Below are 21,721 nucleotides of genomic sequence, written 5' to 3'. Positions count from 1 at the left end.
GCACTCCGTCAGAAGCGGTGAACGAGGCCGAGCGCGAACACCTGCTCGGTGCCGCCCGGTTGCGGCTGCAGGCCGGCGACGACCGTGTTGCGGGCGTCGCCGCCGTTCTTCATGTAGAGATAGCGTGCGTAGAGCGATGTCCGCTTCGACAGCGGGTGGTCGTACCCGATGCCGAGCGCGGTCGCGTCGTTCGCCGAGCCTTTCACGTCGCGGCGTACGATCGAGACGAGCACGCGATCGAGCGCGCCGACGTTGATCGACGCACCGGCACTCGCGGTCGAGAACGCAGGCAGGTTGCGCGCCGTGCTGACGCCATAGAGAAACGCGGCGTACAGCTTGACGCGGGCGAATGCGTAGTTGGCCGCGAACACGTAGTGGCGGGTCGTCGACGGGGACACGACGGGCGACAGGTTGCCGGCCGACGTGTCGCCCTGGAAGCCGGCGCCGACGTAGAGCCCGCCGATCCGGTACTGGAGCCCCGCGCCGTAGTTGCGTCCGGCCTGCGTGGACAGCGCGTTCGGTGTCGGGAAGCCGTACGTGGCCATCACGCGCAGGCCGTTCCAGTCGGGGCTCAGGTACGACACCGCCTGGTTGAAGCGCGGAATCGGCGGCGTCGTGTTGGGGGTGATCGTGTCCGTCGACGTCGCGAGCAGCGCGAGCGGCGACAGCCGTTCGTTGAGCCCGAACGGATCGCCGTCATAGACGATGTAGAACAACGGCGTGTATTGCCGGCCGAGCCGGAGGTCGCCGTAGCGCGTGTTCTGCAGCGCGACATAGGCCTGCCGGTAAAACAGCGTGCCGCCCTGGAACGACCCGTCGGCCGGGGAGAAGCCGCTTTCCAGCACGAACTTCGTCGATGTGCCGCCGCCGAGATCCTCGACGCCCGTCAGCCCGAACCGGCTCGTCGACGATCCGCTGCCGCTTTGCCGCATGCTCGACAGGCTGCCGATGCGATCGAATTCGATGTAGCTGTCGACGATCCCGTACAGCGTGACCGACGACGCGTGCGCCGATGTGGCGCATAGCACGCACGCGCCGACCAGGAATGCTTTCTGTTGCATGAAGGTGTCTCCGTTCCATGTTTTTTTCGCGCGCCCGCGTTCTGGGAGCGGTTGCGCGCGTGATGCCGCCGTGTCGCGTCGGGCTCAGCGCCCCTTGAATACCGGCTTGCGCTTCTCGAGGAACGCGCGGGCGCCCTCGATCCGGTCTTCGCTCGCATAGACGTCGGGGCCGACGTCCAGCCGCAGCGCGGCGGCCACCGGCAGCCCCTGGCTGCGGGTGGCGGTTTCCTTGATGCGGCGGATCGTCAGCGGCGCGTTCCCGGCGATCGTCTGCGCCAGTTCGCGCACGGTGTCGTCGAGTGCGGCGCCGGGGACGACGCGGTTCAGCAACCCGGCGCGCTGCGCCTCGTCCACGTCGAAGCGGCGGCCCGTGAACAGCAGCTCCATCGCGATCGCGCGCGGCAGCAAGCGCGGCAGCAGCACGCTCGCGAAGTTCGCGCCCATGCTGACGCGTGCTTCGGGCAATGCGAAGGTCGCGTGATCGGCGGCGATCCGCAGGTCGCACGCGAGCGCGATCTCGAAGCCGCCGCCGATCGCGTAGCCGTTAATCGCCGCGATGGTTGGCTTGCGCAGCTCGAGGATCAACTCGTGCACGTTGCGTGCGAGCCCGCGCATCGGCTGCATGCCGCGCATCTCGGGATCGCCGAGATCGACGCCCGCGCTGTACGCGCGTTCGCCCGCGCCGCGGATCACGATGACGCGGATCGACGGGTCGTCGTCGAGCGTGACGAGTTCGTCGCACAGCCGCCGGATCGCTTCGGCGGACAGTGCATTGGCGACGTGCGGACGATGGATCGTCAGCCACGCGATGCCGCTGTCGTCGTTGCGCAGGATCGACGGGGCGTTGTCGCCCGTCAGCGAAGAGAACGAGCCGGATGGGGTCATGACGCGCTCCCGGTGGCGTCTGCACGCGTGTCGTGGAGCACACCCGCTTGCCGCAGCGCGTCCCGGCGCGCCGCGTCGATGCCGAGCGCGTCGAGCACGGCGTCGGTGTCGGCGGCGAACGGCTGGGGCGGCCGGCGTATCGATCCGGGCGTGCGGGAGAGTTTGGCGGGGACGCCCGCGCCGGTGTACGTGTCGGTCTTGACGAACATCGCGTTGTGCGCGGCTTGCGGATGGCCGAACGCATCGGCGACGGTGTTCACCGGGCCCGTCGCGACGCCGGCGTTCAGCAACCGCTCGACGATGTCGTCGGCATGCAATTCGGCGGTCAGCTGGCCGAGCAGCGTATCGAGCGCATCGCGATGCGCGACGCGCTTCGCGTTGGTCGTGAACCGTGGATCGCGCGCCAGCTCGGGCACGCCGAGCGTTTCGACGAGCCGCGCGAACGTGCGGTTGTTGCCGGCGCCGGTCGAGATCGGCTTGTCCTTGCACGGATAGACGCCGTACGGCGCGATCGCGGCATACACGTTGCCGGTCGCGACGGGCACGTCGCCGGTCGCCATCCAGGTCGTGCTGACCGGATGCAGCATCGACAGCGCGGTGCTGAACAGGTCGATGTCGACGTGCTGGCCGAGACCGGAGCGGGTCCGTTCGACCAGCGCGAGCAGGACGCTCGACACGGCACTCAGGCCCGCCGCGTAGTCGACGACCGGGAACGGCACCTTGAGCGGCATGCCGCCCGGCTCGCCGTTGATCGACATGAAGCCGGCGAGACCCTGCGCGACGGCGTCGTAGCCCGGAAACCGCGCCAGCGGGCCGTCGGTGCCGTATCCGGAGATCGAGCAGTGGACGAGGCGCGGGAAGCGCTCGCGCAGACAGCCTTCGTAGTCGATGCCCCAGCGTTCGAGCGTGCCCTGCTTGAAGTTGTCGATCAGCACGTCGGCCGTGTCGAGCAGGCGGAACAGCACGTCGCGCCCGTCAGGGTGCGACAGGTCGAGCGCGAGATTGCGCTTGTTGCGATTGAGCCCCCAGTAGTAGCTGGAGATGCCGCTCGGCATCGCGGGCCCCCAGTCGCGCGTTTCGTCGCCTTGCGGCGGTTCGATCTTGATGACGTCCGCGCCGTGGTCGGCGAGCGTCTGCGCGCAGAACGGCCCCGCGTAGACGCGGCTCAGGTCGACCACGCGCACGCCTGCGAGTGCGCCTTCGGTACTGCTTGTCATGACGATGTTTCCTTCGATGTGGGATTCGGCGGGCCGGCACGCCGGCATGCGATGCGGCGCGGATTCAACCGCGCGCGGCGAACAGTGCGTTCACGGCTTCGCGGTGTTCGGGGGTGGCGTGCGCGAACGCCTGGTACGACGCCGACAGGTCGAGCAGCGTGTCGAGGCTCGCGTGGCGGCCTTCGCGCAGCAGCCGCTTGGTCAGGCGCAACGCGGTGCCCGAGTGCCGGGTGATGCGGCCGGCCAGTTCAAGCGCGTGCGCAAGGAGGTCGCCATCGGGAACGACACGCGATACGAGCCCGCAGCGCAGCGCCGCCTGTGCGTCCAGCGCATCGCCCGTGAACGACATTTCCGCAGCGACGGCGGTGCCGACGATCTGCGGCAGGAACCACGCGCCGCCGTCACCGGGCACGAGGCCGAGGGCGATGAAGCTTTCGGCGAAGCGGGCGCGTTCGGCGGCGATGCGGATGTCGCACATGCACGCGAGATCGGTGCCGGCGCCGATGGCCGGGCCGTTGATCGCCGCGATGGCCGGCACTTCGAGGTGCTGGAACGCGTGCGCAATGCGCTGGATGCCGCGGCGATAGCTTGTCCGGATCGCGGCGAGGTCGTGCGGGTCCGATTCCATGAACGCGCGCATCGCCTTCACGTTGCCACCCGACGAGAACGTCGTGCCGGCACCGGTCAGGACCAGCACGCGGATCGATTCGTCGCGGTTCGCGTCGTCGCAGCATTCGGTCAGTGCGTCGATCGCATCGTTGTCCGAAATGGCGTTGCGTGTTTCCGGACGGTTCATCGTGACGGTCAGGATCGGTCCCTGCCGTTCACGGATCAGAAAGGCTGTCATGGTGTCTCCGAGTATTCCGTGCCGCGCGACTTCACGCCGCCGGCCGAAGCCTAGTATCGTCACGACGGTTGGCGGCGGGAAATTCCGTTCCACATACGTGGAAGGCTCGCCCGGTGGCGTGAGGAGACGGCGGGATGAGCGGAAACGTGGTCAAGAGCGCGGCGCGCGTGTTTGAAGTGCTGGAGCTGTTCAGCGCATTGCAGCGGCCGCTGAGCGTGCGGGAGATCTCGACGCGCTGCGGCTATCCGGGGTCGAGCGCGGCGGCGTTGCTGACCAGCATGAAGGCGCTCGGCTATCTCGCGTACGACGATGCCAGCCATACGTATGCGCCCACCGCGCGCCTCGTCAATCTCGGTGAAGCGCTCGTCGATTCGACGGCAGGCAGCCGGCGGTACTGGCATGCCGTCGCAAAGCGGCTGGCGGTCCGCACGCGCGAGGCCGTCGTGATCGCGGTGCAGAGCGACCTGTACGTGCAGTACATCGATGCGGTCGAGGGTGCGCATACGCTTCCGATCCAGTTCTACGCGCCGATCGGCACGCGTCGCGAGATCTGCATGTCGAGCCTCGGCTGGGCGCTGCTGAGTCTCCAGCCGGACAGCGTGATCCGCCGGCTCGTGTCGCGCAGCATCCGCCGGCTCGGCAAGTCGGGCCGGACGATCGACGAGGATGTCGTGCTCGACAAGGTCGAACAGACGCGCCGGTTCGGGTATTCCTATTCGGCGCACACGGTCACGCAGGGCGCCGCGATGATCTCGATGGTGATCGCGGACGGCTGGAACGGCCTGCCGCTGGCCATGGGCGTGGCCGGGCCGGTCGAGCGGATCGACGCGCAGCGCGACGCGATCGTACAGGCGATGCGGGAGGTGCTGGCCGGGCAGGGGCCGGATGCCTCGGCGGGCTAGGGCCTGTTCGGGAAAATTCATTCGTGGGGCCAGCACAAGCCCGTTATTAGCGTGAACAGGCCCTAGCCGGCTGAAGTTGGCGCGCGCAGGCATTCGCATAGAATCGGGAGGTTTCGTTGCTCCTGTCCCGGCTGCATTTCAGCGAGGTCGCCATGCCATTGAACACGCCGCTTTCCGGCATCCACATCATCGAATTCGAAGGGCTCGGCCCCGGCCCGCTTGCGGGCTGGATCCTCGCCGGGATGGGCGCGCGGATCACGCTGATCGCGCGCCCGGCCGGCCGCACGAGCGCGCCGGACGCGTTGAAGTCAGGCGACGGCGACCTGTTGCGCGAAGGCAAGACGATCGTCGAACTCGACCTGAAGTCGCCGGCCGGCCGCGACGCCGCGCTCGACCTGATCGCACAGGCCGATGCGCTGATCGAGGGCCTGCGGCCCGGCGTGATGGAGCGGCTCGGCCTCGGGCCCGACGATTGCGCACGCCGCCATCCAACGCTCGTGTACGGGCGGATGACCGGCTGGGGGCAGCGTGGTCCGCTCGCGGCTGCGGCCGGACACGACCTGAATTACGTCGCGCTGACGGGGCTGTTGTCGCTATCGGCACCGCGCGACGGCCGGCCGGGGGTGCCGCCGACCGTCGTCGGCGATGCGGGCGGCGCGCTCGGGCTCGCGTTCGGGATCGTCTGCGCGCTGTTCGACGTGCGTGGCGGCGGGCCGGGGCGCGTGGTCGACGGTGCGATCGTCGACATCGTGTCGATGCTCGGTTCGCTCGCGCTGTGGGCGCGCGCGAACGGGCAGCTCGACGGCGCACAGCCGAGCCTCTTTCACGACGCGCCGTTCTACGACGTGTACCGCTGCGCGGATGGCGAATGCGTGACGATCGGCGCGCTGGAGCCGCCGTTTTATGCGCTGCTGGTCGAACGGCTCGGGTTGACCGACGTCGATCCGGCGTCGCAGTACGACCGCGCGCGCTGGCCTGCGCTGAAGGTGCGCTTCGCCGAGGTATTCGCGCAGCAGCCGTCCGCGCACTGGCGCGCGTTGCTGGAGGGTACCGATGTGTGCTTTGCGCCGGTGCTGAGCGTGGCTGACGCGGCTACGCATCCGCACAACGCGGCACGCGGGATCTATCGGACGGATGAGAACGGCAACGTGCGGGCGCGCGTGGCGCCGCGGTTTTTGCCGCTGGCGGGGGGTGACAAAGAGTAGGCGAGTGGTTGAAGGGACTTGCTCCCCATTCATTAATGGCGATGCATCGCGCATGGTTGGCATCAATTTTGGTGCTAATTTTGGTGCTAATTAATGTACAATTGGCGATCGATTGAAGAAGGAGCGGACATGCCCCACACCATCTTGGCGAGCGTAACGGCGAGCGTCTCGGAGCTGAAGCGGAATCCGATGGGAACCGTTGCGGCGGGCGAGGGCTTTCCGGTCGCGATCCTGAATCACAACGAACCCGCGTTCTACTGCATCCCGGCAAAAACCTGGGAGGCGATGGTCGAACGTCTGGAAGACATCGAAGACAATGCGTTGGCCGATGCACGCGCCAAGGAGAAGGTCGTCAAGGTCAAGCTGAATGACCTTTGAACTCGCTTTTCTCGAACCGGCGTTGAAGGAGTGGAAGAAGCTCGATCGCACCGTTCGCGATCAGTTCAAGACCAGACTCGCCGAGAGGCTCGAGAATCCTCGCATTCCATCGGCCAAACTGCATGGCCACCCCGACCGCTACAAGATCAAGCTGCGCAGTGTGGGCTATCGCCTAGTGTACGAAGTGCGTGATGCCGAGGTCATCGTGCTGGTGGTCGCGGTGGGTCGGCGCGAGCGCGATGCGGTCTATCTCGCAGCGATGAAACGCTAGCACGGTACGCGTTTCGGCTTCGAATCGCTGCAACTCATCGATTCCCGCAAACGCGGCCGCTCACGCCGTTTCCTCCGGCGCATCCGGCATCTTGCCGTCGCCGACGCGGTTGATCGTGCCCTGCGCGATCGCGACGAGCCGCTCGTGATCGCCGTCGATGACGAACACATGACACTGGCAGGTCGCCTGGTGCCGGCCCGCATAGACGAGCTTCGCGCGGGCGACGAGCGTGCCGTTCACGGCCGGCCGCAGGTAGTTGATCTTGTATTCGGCGGTGATCACGCGCGGGCCGAGCACGAGCGCGCCGGCGAACGTCAGCGCGTTGTCCGCGAGGTAGCTGATGACGCCGCCGTGCACGAAACCGTGCTGTTGCCGCAGTTCTTCGCGCACGGGCAGGCACAGCGACACCTCGTTGTCGCCGATATGCATCAGCTCCGTGCCCAGCAGCATGCTGAACGGTTGCGCACGCAATGCGCCGCGCGCGTGATCCGTGATGTCGGTCATCGACTTTCCTCGAAATGAGTGCCCGCTTGCGCTGAACTCTAGGAAGGGGGCAGCGGATAAGCAAGGAAATTCGTCCGCGTTTCGTGCGAATTCTGGTGCGATGCGACGCGATTATTGCGTCGAATGCCGTAGATTTCCCCGTTTGCGGGACATTCGGCGGGAATGCGCGGGCAACGCGCACTTCGTCACTGTCCGTTCCTAAAGTCCGACGAAGAAATGCCGCTAATGCCGGGGCATTGCCTCATCGTCCGCTTTCAGGAATTCCCCCATGTTCGGAAAAATCAAGCTCGCGTCGGGTCTGCTCGGCGTGTTGACCGTGTTCTGCCTCTTCCTGTTCGCGATCGAGGCGCTCGGCTTTTGGGCGCTCAAGTCGACGCGCAGCGGGGTCGACGATCTGTCGAACGTCGCGATCGCGCAGGTCGACGCGGCCAGCCAGGCGACCCAGCAGCTGCTCGACGCGCGTATCAACCTGTCGCGCGCCGGCACGCGGATGGTGCGCGGCGGCCCGAAGCCGGAAGACATCATCCGCCATGCCGGCGCTTCGCTCGCGGAGGCGGACAAGGCGTTCGCCGCGCTGACGGCCGCGCAGCCGGTCGACGATACCAACCGTGCGCGCGTCGCGGCGCTCGCCGAGCGCTATCGCGCGCTGCGCGGTGCGCTGGGCGAACTCGTACAGTTCCTCGATGCCGACAACATCCAGGCCTTCCTCGACCAGCCGACGCAGAGCATCCAGGACGCCTATATCGCCGAGCTGCACCGCTTCACCGACTATGGCGGCGCATCGAGCCGCACGGCGCTCGACACGATCGACGGCGGCATGCTCTGGTTCAAGTCGGTCGGCATCGTGCTGCTGGTGGCGATGCTCGTCGCGAGTGCGGCGATCTACGCGGCCGCGCGGCGCGCGGTCGTCGCGCCGCTGGAGGAAGCCGGCCGCCATTTCGAGCGGATCGCGCAGGGCCGGCTCGATGAAGTCGTGCGGGCGGGCGGCGTGTTCGAGATCGACCGGATGCTGCGCGGCCTCGCCGCGATGCAGACGAGCATCGCGGGCACCGTGCGCACGGTGCGCCACGCGTCCGACGCGATCCACCTCGGCGCGGGCGAAATCGCGGGCGGCAACGCCGACCTGTCGGCGCGCACCGGTACGCAAGCCGCGTCGCTGGAGGAAACGGCCGCGAGCATGGAGGAACTGACGGCGACCGTCCGGCAGAACACCGACAGCGCACGCGCGGCGAGCGCGCTGGCTGATGCGGCGCTCGAGGCGACGAGCCACGGCGGCGGCGTGGTCGACAGCGTGATCGACCGGATGCGCGGCATCGCGCAGAGCTCGGGCCGGATCGCGGAGATCATCTCGGTGATCGACGGCATCGCGTTCCAGACCAACATCCTGGCGCTGAACGCGGCGGTGGAGGCCGCGCGGGCCGGCGAACAGGGGCGCGGCTTCGCGGTCGTCGCGGGCGAAGTGCGCTCGCTCGCGCAGCGCAGCGCGCAATCGGCGAAGGAGATCAAAGCGCTGATCGAGGATTCGGTCGCGCAGATCAACGGCGGCGCGGAGCTCGTCGAGCGCGCCGGCGACGCGATGCGGACGGTGTCGACGTCGATCACGCGCGTCGTGCAGACGATGTCCGAGATCACATCGGCGTCGGTCGAGCAGAGTGTCGGGATCGAGCAGGTGAACCAGGCCGTCACGCAGATGGATCAGCTCACGCAGCAGAACGCGGCGCTGGTGGAGGAGGTCGCGGCGGCGGCCGCGTCGCTGAACGACCAGACCGCGCACCTGATGCAGGCGGTGTCGGTGTTCGAACTCGGCGATGGACGCGCCGCACGCGGCGAGCGCGCGGCGCCGTCGTTCGCCGAGACGGACTACGCGCCGGTGGGCAGCGCCGCGTAGGCGGTCGCGAGGTGGTAGGGCGTCGTCGACGGCATGTCGGCGCGCGACACCTGCCCGTCCGCCGTCTTGCACTCGAACCAGCCGCGCGGATGCAGGAAGCGCGCGGCGAAGTGCTCGATCTGCCGCGCGAGCGGCGCGGAGGCCGGCGTGCCGCCGTGCGTCGCGAGCGCACGCAGGTACTCGGTTTGCGCCCAGATCCGCTGCGTGCCGTCGACGCACGCGCCTTGCGCGTCGAGTGCCGCGCAGACGCCGCCCGTCTGCGGATCGACGCCGTATTGCTCCGCGAACGCAAACGCGCGCGCCAGCGCGCCGGGGAGCTCGGTCTGCGCGAACCGCGCACCGGCCGCATCGACCAGGTAGAACCATTCGAACTGATGGCCGGGCTCGAAACGGTTGTCGGCGGAGCCGAGCGGCAGCTCGGCCACGCAGCCGGTCGCCGGGTCGACGAACGTGTGCTCGATGGCCTGCGCGGTGCGCGCGAGCGCGTCGTCGAACGCCGCGTCGCCGAAAGCATCGGCAGCCGCGAGCCACGCTTCGGTCAGGTGCATCAGCGGATTCTGCAGCGCACCGCTGCCGGATGACGAGAAATCGGCGTGGCGCGCCGCATCGAGCCGCGCGTCGCCGGGGCGCGGCGCGAAGCGGTCCTGGATCAGCGCGGCGGTCTCCTCGGCCGCCTGGCGGGCGGCGGCGTCGCCCGACGCCGCATACCACGCGGCGCACGCGAACACGATGAATGCATGCGTGTAGAGATCCTTGGTCGTGTCGAGCGGCGCGCCCTGCGCGTCGACGCTGTAGACCCAGCCGCCGTGGCGCGGGTCGCGAAAGCGCCGGCCCAGTGCGTCGAACAGCGTGGCCGCGTGCGCGGTGTCGCCGGCCTGCGCGAACACGAACAGTTGCCGCGCGCAGGCCATTGCGCGATAACGGGTCACGGGCAGCGGCGCGTGGGTGGCCGGATCGACGGCTTCGAACGGCAACTGTAATGTCTGGTCGAACCCTGAACCTCGCCAGATCGGCAAGACGACGTGCGCGAAATGGTGGCGCAGCTGGGCGGCCTGGGCGGAAGCGGAGTCGGAAACGGACATGACGGGGTTGAGCGCTGGGTTCGAAACGTGTCGGCGCGGCCCGGAAGATCGGCGCGGCCGGGGCCAAGGATAAAACATTCCGCACGGCCGGCACCAAAAAAGGAGATAAATCGCATGCTGAGCAACCTGGAACTCGTGATGCGGCTCGTTCTCGCGGCGGCGCTGGGCAGCGTCATCGGCTTCGAGCGCGAGCGCCTGTCGTGGGCGGCCGGCCTGCGCACGCACATGCTTGTATGCGTCGGCTCGACGCTGATCATGATCGTGTCGGCGTTCGGCTTCGCCGACGTACTCGGCAGCAGTGAGCACATCGTGCTCGATCCGTCGCGGATCGCCGCGCAGGTCGTGTCGGGCATCGGCTTCCTCGGCGCGGGGTCGATCCTGCTGCGCGGGGAGATCGTGCGCGGGCTGACGACCGCCGCGAGCCTGTGGTCGGTCGCGGCGATCGGCCTCGCGGTGGGCGGCGGGCTCTACGTCGCGTCGATTTCGGCGACGATCATCATCCTGATCATCCTGGCCGGCATCAAGCCGCTGGAGCGGCGCTACTTCACGGTGCGCCAGCGGCGCCAGCTCGCGCTGACGGTCGTGAGCGGCACGCTGAACTTCGATTCGCTGCACGCGGCGCTCGGCGCGGACAGCGCGCGCGTGAAGCAGTTCATCGTGCAGCGCGCCGACGACACGGGCGAGCACGACGAGGTGCGCATCGCACTCGCGCGGGTGTCGGAGCTCGAATACCAGGCGATCTGCGACAAGCTGCGCGCGCTGAAGGGGGTGACGCGTTTCGAAGAGGGCAACGGGTTGTCGGGCGACGAATAGGCGGAATTGTCATCGGGGCATGCGACAATGACCGAGTACCGATTCCGTTCGACATCCGGTTCCGCGCTCGCGGGCCCTGCCATCTGATTTCCATCTCTACTACCGCCTCGTTGCGTGCCCGACTTGTCGTGATCGGGAATCACTGCGGCATCTTGATCAACTAGCGCGGCAAGCAGGCGGGCGTTGTTTGTCCGCGCAGTATGCTGGCCGTAAGGCGCGCTATCAGTTTACTGCCGTCAAGGGCACGTCTTCGAGAAGACCGCCAGCAACTTGCAGAAAGGATCGTGGTGCGTGTTTTGTGCTCGCGCGGAGCATTCAAAGCGGATGTCCGATCCGGATGGGATGAAACGCCTGCGCGCAGCCGCACGGGATCGCGGGGGGGAATGCTTGTCGACGGCCTACACAAAGCTTGCAGATCGCTATCGCTTTCGGTGTGCGGAAGGGCACGAATGGGAGACCGTTGGTCTCGAGGTGCTACGAGGCGCATGGTGTCGACAATGTGCGAACAAGCAGAAGTCGGGGGCGTATCGCCGTGCTGATGGCTTGCAGGTGATGCAGGTCCAGGCATTGAAACGCGGGGGGTGTGTCTCGCTACCGAATATGTTGGGAACGATGCCTATTACCGCTTCCGTTGCGAGCACGGTCACGAATGGGAAACGCAGGGTGCAAAGATCTTTCGAGGATCGTGGTGCCCAAGATGCCAGAACAAGGGCAACGTCTATGGCATTGCCGATATGCGTCGGCTGGCGAAGGCGCGGGGCGGCCGATGCTTGTCTCGGGCCTACCAGAACGCTGTGACGAAACTGGAATGGCTGTGTGCTCGTGGTCACCGCTGGCAAGCAAGGCCCGAGTCCATTATCTCGGGACGGTGGTGTCGCATTTGCGGTCGCGAGTTTTTGAAGTTGGGTATCGAACTGATGCGGACGATTGCTGCTGAACGGGATGGTCGATGCATTTCGACGGAGTATGTGAATGCCGGCACGAAGCTCGAATGGGAGTGCCGTATCGGGCATCGCTGGTCTGCACCGCCGAATGCGATCCGAAACGGGCACTGGTGTCGACTATGCGCCTATCTGGAGATGACGACGAACCCGAAGACGATTCGTAAACGTCGCCATCTTCCGGTAAGCAGCAAGGGCAGGTTGGGACAGGCTTAGAGTTGACGTCACTTTGGGCAAATCGCAAGATACATGCGTCGGATGGAAAGCATTGTCGCGGTCATCCTGCATAAACGGGGATGGAACTCCCTGTCTGTTTTGATAAGCTTGCGCGCAACGCTTCTTGACTGTTGCGAACTGTGCAAGATCTCGTGAAGCATGTCAGGAAGTTTGAACGCAACTTTCAACATCAGGAAAAACAGTGGCCAGTAAAGTACACAAGTTCAATTACTTCGCGCTGTTGCTCGGTCTGTGCGTAGCCATCGGTACGCTGATTTCGCTCAGCGATCGGTTGGCCTTCATCAAATCTTCGGTCGCGACGCAAGGTACGGTCATTCGGCTAAACCACGGCGAGCGTCACCCGGAGATTTCCTTTGTGACACAAGGTGGCGAACACGTATCGTTTCCCGGGAGCTTTGTCTCGGTGGAAGTCGGGGATTCTGTTCCGGTCCGTTATGTTCCGACCAAGCCACGGGAAACAGCAGAAATTGACACGTTTACCAACATGTGGCTTGAGACTCTTATATTAGCCGCGTTTACGGTCGCGTTACTGTATGGCGGGTTGACAGGCCAGTCATTCCGACCGAAATATGGATAAGTCATGTGGATAAAGACACTGAGAGAAAGCAAGTGGGCTTACGACACTGGGGCGGGCGGTGGCGTTGGCCTTGACCTGCTTCTTGCTTCGGGTGGCGTCATGGTGTTTGATCCACCATCGGGGCAACCCGAGCAGTTCACATACGCGAGTGTAGGGGCGGGATTGTCATTTCCCATTCTCAAATGGCTCAAGCTAGGTAAGCTTGAGCTGCCGAAACTCAATATCCATGGGCGTAGTGTAGGTGGGAGCGGCGCGACAAAAGGCTTTGACAGCACGGGCATGGTATACATGACAGAAGCATTTCGTGGCCAGGAATTGCAGCTCAAGAATTTTGAGGGCGGCGTACTCTATGTCGATTTGTCATTCGGGTACCTCGCTGGTTGGAGCGGCACGTTTATGCTTGCCGGAATCAATCCGAATCTAATGAAGCTTGCCATGGTTCCCTTGGCCGGGGCGGTATTCATGCGACAGGTAATCATGTCGGCTCCGATTTTTATCAGAACGCGCGGTCGAATGGAGGGGTGGACTGATTCCTTCGGCGGTGGACTCATGTTTGGCCAAATGACGTATCAAGGCAAGGAACCCATTCCAAAGCAGGGGCCGATCAGCGAATTGCCGGGCGTGAACTGATCATCAACGAAAAACGGATTGGTTGACGCAGCTCGACAGGCCTCGTCGTTGCCGATTGGCTAGAGTACGGGGCGTATCCCCGGTTGAGTGGAGCGGCGCAGCAACTCCGTCCCATTTTTTGCCGATCGGAGGATCAATTGGACGTAGCTGTTTGTCGGCGCGTAGGGTGCGAAGAATCGATCAAGCACCCTTGCGAACAGGCTCAGCGTGACATCGCGTAGCGCATCTTCGTCCAGAGACACGATGATTTCCACTCCGCGTACGAACGACGGAAATTGGCTGGCTAGCGACATCCATTTGATAGCGGGTTGGTAGTCAAGTCCGGTGATTGCATCGATGCTGCGCTGTGCGATGACGTTCGCACGCGGTGCGTGCAGTCGGAGAAAATCCTTGAAGGTTTTCAATCCTATTTGAGTCAGGTCAAACGGATGGAGTGACATGCCGGCCAGAACCCGCCACAAAGAGTTATGTCCGCGAGGCAGCTTGCTTGGCAAGGTCGGTCGTGCGAGAAGTCGGATCGGACATGCCAGCGCGGCACCATCATGCAGCAGGTCGCTGTCAGGCGCGCCGATCGGCAAGCGAGAGGGCAAATCGCCGTTGGTTGCCGTGACTTCTACGTCGACTTGTTGGCGCTTCGGATGGGTGGCGTTTCCCGCGAAACTGACCAGTGATAGCAGGAGCGGCGAACGAGATGCACCGGCTGCCGTGTGAGGATCTCGAAATGCTGTCCAGTAGGCAACCGCTGGATCGGCGGGCCGACTGTGACTAAACGCATGATACGGCAGGACTGTGGTGCGCGTGGTCTGACGAGTCACTGCAATCTTGTCCTGATCGGATTGTGTTCGATCACCGAGATAGACGGCGTCGATCGAATACACGTCGAGCGGAACGCCTGTCTGTAGCGGGACGGGCGTCACGGGGTACGCCATGTCGGCGCTCGTCAACTGGATTGGCGTTGCATCTCGCTTGAACAGATTGACGACCGGGGTGCAGAACAGCTGGAAAGCGGTAGCGTCCAGGCCATTTATTGCTTGGCCTGCGCTTGATTTCTCGGCTAGGCCGCGAATCGCGACATGCAGCGTTAGCAGCCGTGCTTCAGGTGCGCGTGCGGCGCGTCGCATTCGTTCCAGATCGACGTCGATGAAATCGAATTTCTCCGGGAACGCGAAAGATTCGATCAAGTATTGGAGCGCGGCGGAAGTGTTGACGGGCTCCTTCGGTAATAGCTGTTCGTTCTCGTCGAAGCCCACCATCTCGATTGGAACTTTCGACAATGCGCTCCACCGTCCGCTCTGGTCGACCTCAACGAATGCAGCGCAGGCGTGCTGCAGCAAAGAGTCGGTCAGCGTCGCGACCAGCGGTCTATCGCCGGACAGGTGTGTGCGAACGAAGTCGGACGGGATCGCGGAATCGAAGGTTTCAGACGGCGTTGCGCTGGCGAACGTGATCGAGATGATGCCGGTGATGTCTGCTGGCAAGCGAACCGTTGAAGGGGCCAGTGTAGCAGGTGCATATCGTGCCGAATGAATGCGTAGCGGCGACAGTATTACGTCATAGACCGTTCGAAACCGGAACGCAGCAGCATTGGCGTCGAGCGATGTGCCGCGCGTGACCGTGAGTGGCGTCGTCAGTTGATTGAACAGGGCGCTGGGGTCGAATTGCGCGATCGCGCAAGCGGGTACCGTGCGCAAGTACTGCGGATACAGTGTTTCGAGCAACGCTTCGGTGAATTCAGGATAGCTGTCCTCGAGCTTCGCGTCGATCCGCGCTCCTAGTAGCGCGAACGTCTGAATCATCCGGTCGACGTGCAGATCACCGTGACCATTCCCGATCCCGAGCCGCGCTCCGATCTTCGGGTAACGCTGGGCAAACTCCGTCAGACCGCGCAACAGCAGGCCGACCTCGTATTCGTAGTGGGGCAGCAGTGTTTCCATTCACCTTCCATACAACTCCGTCCCCAATAGCAAAGGCACAAGAATCGTAAAACTTGAGTCAGCCAGGGACAAGCAGTTTAAAATCCACCGACGAATAATATCCTGCCCGTTCACTACGGGGTTCCGAGGCTGCCATGCAAATGTCAGATATTGCGAGTTTTTTTGGTCTTCAAGCCAACCGGCTTTTCACCATTCAGACGCCAATGAAAGGGCGGTCCGATCTGGTGCTTGTCGATTTTCAGTGCGCTGAAGGCTTATCTCAAAATTTCGAGATTCACGTCCGTCTCGCATCGCAAGATCCGAATATCGAACTGAAAAAGATGATCGGTCAATCTGTGACGATTACGTTACAGCTGACCGATGCGCTGGCGAGTTCGGAGGAGCGGTACTTTCACGGTTACGTTGCCAGCTTCACTCACCTGGACAACGATGGCGGTTTCACGGTCTATAGCGCGGTCATCGTGCCGTGGCTCTGGATGCTGTCTCGCCGTCGCGACATTCGCGTTTTCCAAGAGGAAAACACCGAGGACATTCTTTCGAAGGTATTTCAAGAGTACGGGAAGATCGCGTCGTTCGAGTTCCGACTGTCGAAAGGTACGAAGAACCGCAGTTACTGCACGCAGTATCGTGAAACCGATCTCGAATTCGTCGAACGGCTGATGCAGGAAGATGGCCTGTTCTTTTTCTTCGAGCATGCGAAGGATGGTCACAAGCTGATCATCACGGATAACTCGATCGCAGCGAAGCAGATCGACGGCCGCAGCCCGGTACTGCAGTATACGAAGGACGAGGCGCTCGACAATCTGGCGGTAGTGACGTCCTTCCAGGCAAGTCGGCAACTGGAATCCAATAGCGTCGGCCTGAAGACATTCGACTACAAGGTTCCGCATGCGCGCCGGTTTGTATCGGGAGGTACCGAGGTAAATCAGGGCGAAGTGCCGTCGTACGAGGTGTACGACTACCTAGGGGAACACGGTTTTGCCGATAGTGACCGAGGAGAGGAGTTGACGCGCTTCAGGACGCAGGCGCTTGCAGCCAACAGCAAGGTCTTCGTCGGGACGAGCACCAGTCGGCGATTGTCGCCGTGCCGGTATTTCGAGTTGGACGATCACTACGACCACGGCGATGCAAAACCGGAGGATCGTCAGTTTCTGATTACGTCGGTGACGCACAGCGGCACGAACAACTATCAGGCAGGCGAGGGCGCGGGGAGCTACCAGTGCAGTTTCACCTGTATCCGCAAGAAGATTCCATATCGTCCTGCCTTTACGATTGAGCGGCCGTCTATCATCGGACCGCAAACTGCGATCGTCGTGGGCCCGCAGGGTGAAGAGATCTACACGGATAATCTCGGTCGTGTGAAGGTGCAGTTTCATTGGGATCGTCTCGGCAAGCGCAATCAGGGCAGCTCGTGCTGGGTGCGTGTCGGGCAGCCGTGGGCCGGGCGCGGATTCGGGATGATTCAGATTCCGCGAATCGGGGATGAGGTGGTCGTCATTTTTCTGGATGGAAATCCAGATAGGCCCCTGATTATCTCGAGCGTGTACAACTCGGGGAACATGCCGCCATGGGGGCTGCCCGCGAATGCGACGCAGAGCGGGATTCTCACTCGCTCGACCAAGACCGGTAACGTCAACACGGCCAACGCGATTCGCTTCGAGGACAAAAAGGGGGCGGAAGAGGTCTGGCTGCATGCTGAGAAGGATCAGCGTCTCGAGGTCGAGCACGACGAGTCACACTGGGTCGGCAACGATCGCACGAAGAACATCGACCATGACGAAACGGTGCATGTGAAGCACGATCGAACCGAGACGGTCGACAACAACGAGACCCTTCACATCGGCGTGGATCGGACGGAAACCGTAGGTAATAACGAAACGCTGACGGTCGGCGGCAACCGAAACGAAACGATCGAGGGGATGGAAAACCTCTTGATCGCATTGACGTCGACGGAGACGGTGGGGCTCGCAAAGGCGCTGACAGTGGGTGGTGGCTATCAGGTGACGGTGGCTGGGGCTGTCAATACGTCGGCCGGCTTGGCAAGTGCCGAGGAAGTCGGTCTTTCCAAGACCACCATGGTCGGGAAAACCTACACGATCACGGCCGGCGACCGAATTGAGCTCAAGACTGGGAGCGCAGTTCTCGTTATGGAGAGCAATGGGCACATCACGTTGCGCGGAACGCAGTTGCTGATTGAGGGCTCCGGGCCAGTGCAGATCAACGGCAAGGACGTTGACGTCAACTGACAGGGGCAGCGATGGAATTCTCCAATCACACGCCTTTCCCTGCGCTAGCGTTCGAATCGTTTGCGCCGAACGGCGCATCGTTCCATACCGTTGTATTGCGGCAGACTTTCGAACTGCGCAATGGCTCGCTGGTGCTGGCACAGGAGCAGACGCCGCTCGCGACATCAGATCGCTTCCACGGCGAGCCGAATCAGTCCAGCGTGGCAGAGGAAAGCGATCTCGCGCCATATAAACCGCTTTGCGATGTACTGATCAACGGGACGGCCTACGCGCCGCAGGGGCGATCGTTGCCGCGCTTCGCGGCGGGCGTTCGAATTGTGTCGGCGCTCATGGGATCCGACGACGACGCGGGTGTGCCGACGACGAAAGTCCTACTGGATCGCAGGCTGTCCGTGACAGGTCAAAGGTACTTTGCTCGGCGTTCGATGTTTGGTCGAAGCATGAATCGACTCGTGAAGATCGCCTCGCTCGGCATCGTGCGTCCCCTCGACTGGTGGCTGACGCCGCCCGAGTCAATCACAGCGCTGCCTATGCGTTACGAATACGCATGGGGTGGTCAGTGTCGCGTCAACGCACATGACCCCGGCGCGAAACGTGTGCCGAAGCCATCTCGGCTTGATGACAAACAGCAGGCTGCACATCCCGATCAAGATAACGTTCCGGTGGCGCATACGGCCTGCGAAGACAATCCGATCGGTCTCGGGTTTGCCGAGCGTTGGTTCCTTACCGCGACGAAGCAGCAGAAGGTCGCTGCTCCGCAGGTCGAAGCCAGCAGTGAACCCATCTCGATACAAGCGTGGCTAGCAGCTTCGAATGGGCAGGCGCATCCGTCGCTGCATCCGGCTGGCCTTGGTATCGTCGGGAAAGCGTGGCGATCGAGGCGTGAGCTTGCTGGCACCTACGATGACCAGTGGCTCGCCGAGCGCCATCCGGGCTTACCAGACGATTTTCAGTTCAGGTACTGGAACGGCGCGCATCCGCAGATGCAGCTGCCGCACCTGAAGGGTAACGAGACGATCGCGCTGACGAATCTTGTTCCTGCCGGCACGCCCGGATCGGCCGTCGACGAGCGTGGCAATACGATCCTGCGCATCGTATTGCCAGGACATCTACCGATGGGATGGGTCTACACCGACCAGTCGCTCAAGTTCGCGCCGCTGCTGCTCGATACGTTGTCTGTCGATGTGTCGGACGCTGCGAAGCCTATGGTGACGTTGGTGTGGCGCGCGACGCTGATGAAGTCCATGCGTGCGCAGCGCTTCGAGGCAAGGTTTGTGAATCATGCCGACTTGGAACGACTTGCTGCAGGTTCGCCGGTAACTTCGATCGTATCGACCGGAGCGCAACATGGCTGAACCGTTGGAGATTACTGTTACCGGTGACGCGGGCGATGTTTTCCGCGAGCACTTCAACATCCAGAGTGTCGAGCAGGCCCGTGACGCGGTGAAAAATCTGGATGCTCTATGGAACACACCGAATCCGTGGAGCGACCGTCCCGACCTGCGGGATATATTTGACGAGGCGGGGAAGTCAGTTCAAAGGCGCTTTGAAACAGGCGTCTATAAGCCGCAGGATAAGGCGCAACCGTCCGATCACTTCTCCAAGGGCAATCGGATTGCATCGAGACAGGACGGTAGCTTCAAGGCCGTCAGTAGCACGCCTGATGTCTGCAAGACGCCGATGGGCAGTTCGACGCCGCCCGTGCCCTATCAGGTTGTGTCGGATCTGAGCGGGTCATCGGGCATCGTGCCGAGCGTGCGATTCAACGGAAAGCCGGCATACGTGCTCGATCAGAGTGTGGTCCCGACCTGTACAGGCGACGAGGCGGGCTCGGCCGATGGAGTGGGTTCCGGTACGGTGGGAGGCGAGACCAAGCCGACGAAAGGAAGCACGACGGTTCGCGCGGGCGGTCATCCGGTTATTCGTGACGGTGATCCGTGCACGATGAATTCCGGCAACTGTACGGGTACCTATGTAACCGCTCCCGCGCCGGGAAGCTCGGTGGATGCGAGCGGGAACGTCGCGGGAGATGCTAATCCGCCACCCGAGAAGGGCGTCATGCATCAGGTCGGCGGGTTCTTCAAGGGGGCCGGCGGTGCGGTGTGGGATATGGGTAAGGGCTTGGTCGGGTTAGGAGTCGGGGCAGCCAAGTTATCGCCAGTGTCGCAGGCTGCTGAGGGCCTGTCTGATCTGACAGGGTTATACGACTATCACGGGTACTCGCAGACGCTGGACTCAGCCGGAAAGACCGCCCAAGCGATCTACGACCATCCGGGGGCGATTGTCGATGGCATCACCAAGCCGTACATGGAAGCGTGGAGTCAAGGCAACTACGGCGAGGCGCTTGGGCGTGGCATGGTCGACATTGGAGGTCTGTTCGCTGGTGGCGTCGGTGCGGCGGGCAAAGCCGGCGAAGTGGGGAATGTGGCGGGGAAGATTGGCGAGGCGGCGAACGTTGCCGGTAAGATGGGTGAAGCGACAAATGTAGCTGGCAAGGCTGGAGAAGTGGCGGACGTATCGAGTGCGGTAGGAAAGACCGGGGAGGCGGGGGCCGCGACGGCCAAGGGGGCTGAAGGGGCCGCTGACGTATCGAAGGTGGCTAAGCCAGTCGAAGCGGGGCCGGCAGGAGACGGACTAAAGATTTCTGGCAAGCCAAAACCCGGTTCACTCGAGCATAAAGCGGCAAGGTGGGAGAGATACAAAGCGAGAGGGGGAAAGAAAGATTACGAGGCATGGAGCAAACAGTACGATACAAATATGCGCAACTACCAGTTTGGCGCTGAACGTGAAGCTGCATATCGTGATGCCATGGGTGCTTCGGAGGGGACGCTCAAGACACCTCTCACAAATCGCCAGATTGATATCCTGAAGGCGGACGAAATGTATGCAGGACAGCTCAAAACAGGTCCTGTAAGCTTGACGAAGGAAAACATCCTGGCAATTCAAAAAGACGGTGAACTGGTCAAGCAAGGTTGGCAGGTCGAACATATTTTGGAGCAAGGTGCATCAAAGCCCTATCTTGACGCTTTGGAGAAGGCTGGTGTGGATGCCCATATTGGTCCAAAAATTCCGTAAAAGGAATGCGAAATGACATTTGATAGAAACGCGGCCGAAGAGAAGTTTGACGATTTCTTGATGGTAATGGACGAACAGTTGGATTGGTTGTCTGATGAGGCGAAGAGGCGCGGAATAGAATTGAAGGTCGGGTTGGATGATTTGCCGAATTTGGAAAAACTGTTTGATCTCCTGTCTGATGGAAAGGAGAAAGACTACGTATCGGGACTTGTGGTTACGTTTGCTCGCTACCTTGGGGAGATCGTTAGAGAATGCTACGGTGGGAAGTGGGCGTTGCCACTTGATGATGAGAAGAATATAAACTTCAATAGCCCAGTAATCGTGGGGCATACCAGCATCGAGGGGCTTGAATTTGCGCCATTGTCCGTAATGCGGGCATACGCGCTGCGTAGAAAACCGGGGACATTACAGCGTGCTGTGAGCGCGCAGGTAAATCCCAAACCTGTAGATTTGAGCGGGTTAGCAGAGGAGTAGCGACGTAATGATCTTCGAACGACGTATCCTACCGCTTGATCGGGCACTGCGAATAGCCGGGACTGATGCTCAGAAGCAATAAAGCCCGCAGCGAGCGGGCTTTATTATGTGCTACAAATTTGCTACAGCAAGGAGTCAGAGCCTTACTGGATAAGCATTGCGCTTATCACTTTCATTGCGGTTGAGCTTGGACCGCTTCGCGCTGGAGTCTATCAATTTCGAAAAGCATCGGCGTAAGTCTTGGCGTAGGTTTTAGCGTAGCTTTGTGAGTTATGACTTGTCAGATAAGGCGCAGGTACTGCTGCATCATTGGAGTGACGGTTGCAGGTGCTGCGGTGAGTTGCGTGCTCATGTGACCGGGAACGTTTCTTTGACTGCCTGTCCGCGACGCGATGTCCCGTCTCGGCGACGGTCGTCGATAGGAACATGCCGCCTCGACGGACCCATTCATCCGACCTATAGTGGGGTGGTGTCTAGCAGGTCGTTGAAATACCTCGGTCGGTCCTGCACGATGTAGGTTCCCGAGATCAAGGAAGAGCAGGCCGATGCGAGGT

Annotated in this window: 19 protein-coding genes; 12 read left to right on the top strand and 7 right to left on the bottom strand. The window is 62.6% G+C overall.

Features of this window, described 5'->3' with window-relative positions; all coding sequences use genetic code 11:
* Positions 1-8 precede the first annotated feature (8 nt).
* From BDO18943_RS28250 to BDO18943_RS28235, 4 genes are all read right to left on the bottom strand, one after another.
* Complete coding sequence (locus tag BDO18943_RS28250; RefSeq protein WP_175024871.1) at positions 9-1,061, bottom strand: porin; 1,053 nt, start codon at positions 1,059-1,061, stop codon at positions 9-11.
* A gap of 84 nt (positions 1,062-1,145) precedes the next feature.
* The gene (locus BDO18943_RS28245) at positions 1,146-1,946 is read right to left on the bottom strand and encodes an enoyl-CoA hydratase/isomerase family protein (RefSeq protein ID WP_175024870.1); all 801 of its coding nucleotides are present in this window, start codon (positions 1,944-1,946) and stop codon (positions 1,146-1,148) included.
* Entirely contained in the window at positions 1,943-3,163 is a 1,221-nt protein-coding gene (locus BDO18943_RS28240) for a CaiB/BaiF CoA transferase family protein (protein WP_175024869.1), read from the bottom strand. Before BDO18943_RS28240 ends, BDO18943_RS28245 begins: the two co-directional genes overlap by 4 nt.
* Positions 3,164-3,227: 64 nt before the next feature.
* Entirely contained in the window at positions 3,228-4,010 is a 783-nt protein-coding gene (locus tag BDO18943_RS28235) for a crotonase/enoyl-CoA hydratase family protein (protein ID WP_175024868.1), read from the bottom strand.
* A 134-nt stretch (positions 4,011-4,144) separates the two neighbouring features.
* On the opposite strand from BDO18943_RS28235, the gene BDO18943_RS28230 reads away from it, so the two are divergent.
* From BDO18943_RS28230 to BDO18943_RS28215, 4 genes are all read left to right on the top strand, one after another.
* Positions 4,145-4,912: an IclR family transcriptional regulator gene (locus BDO18943_RS28230; protein WP_175024867.1), complete on the top strand. Its 768-nt coding sequence runs from the start codon at positions 4,145-4,147 to the stop codon at positions 4,910-4,912.
* Between the two features lie 152 nt (positions 4,913-5,064).
* Positions 5,065-6,117, top strand: a complete 1,053-nt coding sequence (locus tag BDO18943_RS28225) for a CaiB/BaiF CoA transferase family protein (protein WP_175024866.1) — start codon at positions 5,065-5,067, stop codon at positions 6,115-6,117.
* A 129-nt stretch (positions 6,118-6,246) separates the two neighbouring features.
* Positions 6,247-6,495 (top strand): type II toxin-antitoxin system Phd/YefM family antitoxin, encoded by a 249-nt coding sequence (locus BDO18943_RS28220; protein WP_175019247.1) that lies wholly within the window; start codon positions 6,247-6,249, stop codon positions 6,493-6,495.
* On the top strand, positions 6,485-6,766 hold the full coding sequence (locus BDO18943_RS28215) for a type II toxin-antitoxin system RelE family toxin (protein ID WP_175024865.1): 282 nt from the start codon (positions 6,485-6,487) through the stop codon (positions 6,764-6,766). The genes BDO18943_RS28220 and BDO18943_RS28215 overlap by 11 nt, the downstream gene beginning before the upstream one ends.
* A gap of 60 nt (positions 6,767-6,826) precedes the next feature.
* Here the strand turns inward: BDO18943_RS28215 and BDO18943_RS28210 are convergent, their stop codons facing one another.
* Complete coding sequence (locus BDO18943_RS28210; protein ID WP_011353771.1) at positions 6,827-7,270, bottom strand: PaaI family thioesterase; 444 nt, start codon at positions 7,268-7,270, stop codon at positions 6,827-6,829.
* Positions 7,271-7,538: 268 nt separating this feature from the next.
* Here BDO18943_RS28210 and BDO18943_RS28205 point away from each other — a divergent pair, with 268 nt between their 5' ends.
* Complete coding sequence (locus BDO18943_RS28205) at positions 7,539-9,158, top strand: methyl-accepting chemotaxis protein (protein ID WP_175024864.1); 1,620 nt, start codon at positions 7,539-7,541, stop codon at positions 9,156-9,158.
* Here the strand turns inward: BDO18943_RS28205 and BDO18943_RS28200 are convergent.
* Positions 9,131-10,240: an AGE family epimerase/isomerase gene (locus BDO18943_RS28200; RefSeq protein WP_175024863.1), complete on the bottom strand. Its 1,110-nt coding sequence runs from the start codon at positions 10,238-10,240 to the stop codon at positions 9,131-9,133. The genes BDO18943_RS28205 and BDO18943_RS28200 overlap by 28 nt on opposite strands.
* A gap of 114 nt (positions 10,241-10,354) precedes the next feature.
* Here BDO18943_RS28200 and BDO18943_RS28195 point away from each other — a divergent pair, with 114 nt between their 5' ends.
* From BDO18943_RS28195 to BDO18943_RS28185, 3 genes are all read left to right on the top strand, one after another.
* The gene (locus BDO18943_RS28195) at positions 10,355-11,053 is read left to right on the top strand and encodes an MgtC/SapB family protein (protein WP_175024862.1); all 699 of its coding nucleotides are present in this window, start codon (positions 10,355-10,357) and stop codon (positions 11,051-11,053) included.
* Between the two features lie 1,359 nt (positions 11,054-12,412).
* A complete protein-coding gene (locus BDO18943_RS28190; RefSeq protein ID WP_175024861.1) occupies positions 12,413-12,808 on the top strand; it encodes a DUF3592 domain-containing protein in 396 nt (131 codons plus the stop codon).
* 3 nt (positions 12,809-12,811) lie between these two features.
* A complete protein-coding gene (locus BDO18943_RS28185) occupies positions 12,812-13,438 on the top strand; it encodes a hypothetical protein (RefSeq protein ID WP_175024860.1) in 627 nt (208 codons plus the stop codon).
* A 59-nt stretch (positions 13,439-13,497) separates the two neighbouring features.
* Here the strand turns inward: BDO18943_RS28185 and tssF are convergent, their stop codons facing one another.
* Positions 13,498-15,372: a type VI secretion system baseplate subunit TssF gene (tssF, locus tag BDO18943_RS28180; protein WP_175024859.1), complete on the bottom strand. Its 1,875-nt coding sequence runs from the start codon at positions 15,370-15,372 to the stop codon at positions 13,498-13,500.
* Between the two features lie 134 nt (positions 15,373-15,506).
* On the opposite strand from tssF, the gene BDO18943_RS28175 reads away from it, so the two are divergent.
* From BDO18943_RS28175 to BDO18943_RS28160, 4 genes are read left to right on the top strand one after another with little or no spacing between them, the layout of a single operon-like run.
* Entirely contained in the window at positions 15,507-17,618 is a 2,112-nt protein-coding gene (locus tag BDO18943_RS28175) for a type VI secretion system Vgr family protein (RefSeq protein ID WP_175024858.1), read from the top strand.
* Positions 17,619-17,629: 11 nt separating this feature from the next.
* A complete protein-coding gene (locus BDO18943_RS28170) occupies positions 17,630-18,973 on the top strand; it encodes a DUF2169 family type VI secretion system accessory protein (protein WP_175024857.1) in 1,344 nt (447 codons plus the stop codon).
* The gene (locus tag BDO18943_RS28165; RefSeq protein WP_235996210.1) at positions 18,966-20,693 is read left to right on the top strand and encodes a DUF4150 domain-containing protein; all 1,728 of its coding nucleotides are present in this window, start codon (positions 18,966-18,968) and stop codon (positions 20,691-20,693) included. Before BDO18943_RS28170 ends, BDO18943_RS28165 begins: the two co-directional genes overlap by 8 nt.
* Before the next feature lie 12 nt (positions 20,694-20,705).
* Positions 20,706-21,167, top strand: a complete 462-nt coding sequence (locus tag BDO18943_RS28160) for a hypothetical protein (protein ID WP_175024856.1) — start codon at positions 20,706-20,708, stop codon at positions 21,165-21,167.
* Positions 21,168-21,721: the final 554 nt, after the last annotated feature.

This window comes from Burkholderia aenigmatica (genome assembly GCF_902499175.1).
Lineage (GTDB): Bacteria > Pseudomonadota > Gammaproteobacteria > Burkholderiales > Burkholderiaceae > Burkholderia > Burkholderia aenigmatica.
The sequence above is the reverse complement of the archived record's forward strand: the minus strand, read 5'-3'. Positions and strand labels throughout refer to the sequence as shown.